Annotated in this window: 2 protein-coding genes and 1 pseudogene; all 3 read right to left on the reverse strand. The window is 56.9% G+C overall.

Features of this window, described 5'->3' with window-relative positions:
* A pseudogene (locus Tam1G_RS11315) lies at positions 1 to 393 on the reverse strand (integrase catalytic domain-containing protein); the annotation flags it as partial.
* Positions 348 to 1427 carry a hypothetical protein gene (locus Tam1G_RS11320; protein ID WP_101626603.1) on the reverse strand — a complete coding sequence of 360 codons (1080 nt, stop codon included), beginning with the start codon at positions 1425 to 1427 and terminating at the stop codon, positions 348 to 350. The gene Tam1G_RS11320 and the pseudogene Tam1G_RS11315, both read right to left, overlap by 46 nt.
* 14 nt (positions 1428 to 1441) lie before the next feature.
* A complete protein-coding gene (locus Tam1G_RS11325; protein ID WP_101626604.1) occupies positions 1442 to 1813 on the reverse strand; it encodes a hypothetical protein in 372 nt (123 codons plus the stop codon).
* Positions 1814 to 2150 lie beyond the last annotated feature (337 nt).

Consider the following 2150-nt stretch of genomic DNA (forward strand, 5'->3'; position numbering starts at 1 on the left):
CCGGTCCATCGTGGCCGCGCTCATCCGCTCCAGCTCGCGGAACGCGAAACCGTCCCAGTCGGCGAGCTCGCCGTGCGCGCGCAGCATGGGCATCCACAGGGGCAGCATCGCCTTGAGGTACTTCGCGCACGGCGCATCCATCATCAGCCACACCTGGACCAGCAGCTCGCGCGACTGCTCCGAATACCGCTTCGGCCGCTCCGCGGGCGACATCGACGGCCTGCCGCGCCCGGCTTCCGTGAGTCTGCGTCTCGCGGTGCTCCTGCCGATTCCCAGCACGGAGCACATCTCATCGAGGATGCGTCCCTTGTCCTTCTTCGACGCCTTCATGTATTCATCCCTGAATCTCAGGGTGACCTGCCGCTTCGTCGCCATGCTGATCCTGTCTTCCATAAGACAAGCCAAACAGGACCGATACCGTTCGCGCTCATTCCCGATGAGGCACCACCACACCCTACGCGCTCAAAAAACGTGAGGCACGTCGGCTGTCGTACGAGTTCCGCCGATTCGGCAATACTATCATTCAGCTGAATCAGTCTGTTTTCAACATTATGCAATCGCCGACGCCGGGCTGCCTGCAAGCCTTGCCGGTATTGTTCCACCGTATCTGGCCGCTCTATCAGCACACGCTCCAATTCCAAGACCGACACCTTGTCCTGCAGCTGGATAGTGACTGCGAGGAAGCCAAGCCAATCCGCAGCGTCCTTATGTAACCTTTGTGCAACATCCCTCACATCCGCCACGCCTGAAGCCTCATGAAGTTCATTGGCGATATTCTCAAGCTTCCGCAACGCATAACTTTGCGCAGTCGCAAGGCCTCTCGGACAATTAGCGAGTTTTGACCATGTTGTTTCTGTGATCAAACCGACTTTCCCGCGGATCTCCAGAGTCTCTTCAATAAGGTCAGCGTCCCCCTCCAGTCCTGAGCCAATCTGATCTTTCTGGTCCTGTATCAGAGCATCGACCTTCTTATCGATGGCTTTGAGATAATCCGTAATCTCTTCCGCTGCCTGCTCAAGTGCCATTTGCGCCATAATGCCAGCGGCACCGGTCACCATCTGAGGATTGGCCAACGACTTAAGTTGCGAAAGATTCTCAAACTTGAGGTACGCCACAATCCTACCTTTGTTGCGTACCACGCCCGTACCGTTGGAGCCATATTGCTTGACGAGTTTGGCGGATTCCTCCGTCATCTTCACCCAGCGGCCATCGCTGGCCATCGCTTCACCAAGCGCCTGCGCGGCGTGACTCGCCTTTTGCAATGACTGCTTCTTGAGTTCTCGCGTATTCGTGGCGTCGATGCCTACGCTAGCCAGCCATGAATCAATCTGCTTATTCTCGCCGAGAATCAGCAGACCTTGCTCGTCTTCGATAACACGTAAGACCTGCGCGTCATCGCCGGAACCTTGGGGAAGTTCCTCGTCCATGATGCCTCGTTTCGTTATTCCGCCGCAGCACGGAAAGCACTATCCCAGAGCTTCTTGGAACGCTGTTGCAAAGCCTTGATTTTCTTGCGGTCCTGGACAGGATCCTTCTGAAGCATTTCAACGCCACGCTGGATTTTATTCAGCTCGGCATGCCACGCTTCGATAGGCGCATCATCAGCCAGCTCCGCCGCACGGGTGTTAATAAGTTCCTGCATGGCGTCACAGCGCGTCTGGATCACGGCGAGAGGCTCTTGGCCTTTGGACGTGTGCATTTTTTCAATTAATGCAATCAATCGTTCGGAAAAGTGCAGATGCTGGAGCGAGGTAACAAGCTTGTCCAGCATCTCGGGATTCGCAAGGCACGCGGTCATAAAGCCCACCGCCATAGTACCAAGTGTCGCCTTCGCACCCGAGGCCGCGACGTGCCTCACGTTTTTTGAGCGCGTAGGGTGTGGTGGTGCCTCATCGGGAATGAGCGCGAACGGTATCGGTCCTGTTTGGCTTGTCTTATGGAAGACAGGATCAGCATGGCGACGAAGCGGCAGGTCACCCTGAGATTCAGGGATGAATACATGAAGGCGTCGAAGAAGGACAAGGGACGCATCCTCGATGAGATGTGCTCCGTGCTGGGAATCGGCAGGAGCANCGCGAGACGCAGACTCACGGAAGCCGGGCGCGGCAGGCCGTCGATGTCGCCCGCGGAGCGGCCGAAGCGGTATTCGG

The sequence above is a fragment of the Bifidobacterium imperatoris genome, from assembly GCF_002860405.1.
Taxonomy (GTDB): domain Bacteria; phylum Actinomycetota; class Actinomycetes; order Actinomycetales; family Bifidobacteriaceae; genus Bifidobacterium; species Bifidobacterium imperatoris.

What these genes read in the sequence shown, in the direction of transcription:
- Tam1G_RS11320 (WP_101626603.1), bottom strand. Translation starts at nt 1,427, where the DNA reads ATGGACGAGGAACTTCCCCAAGGTTCCGGCGATGACGCGCAGGTCTTA.
- Tam1G_RS11325 (WP_101626604.1), bottom strand. Translation starts at nt 1,813, where the DNA reads ATGGCGGTGGGCTTTATGACCGCGTGCCTTGCGAATCCCGAGATGCTG.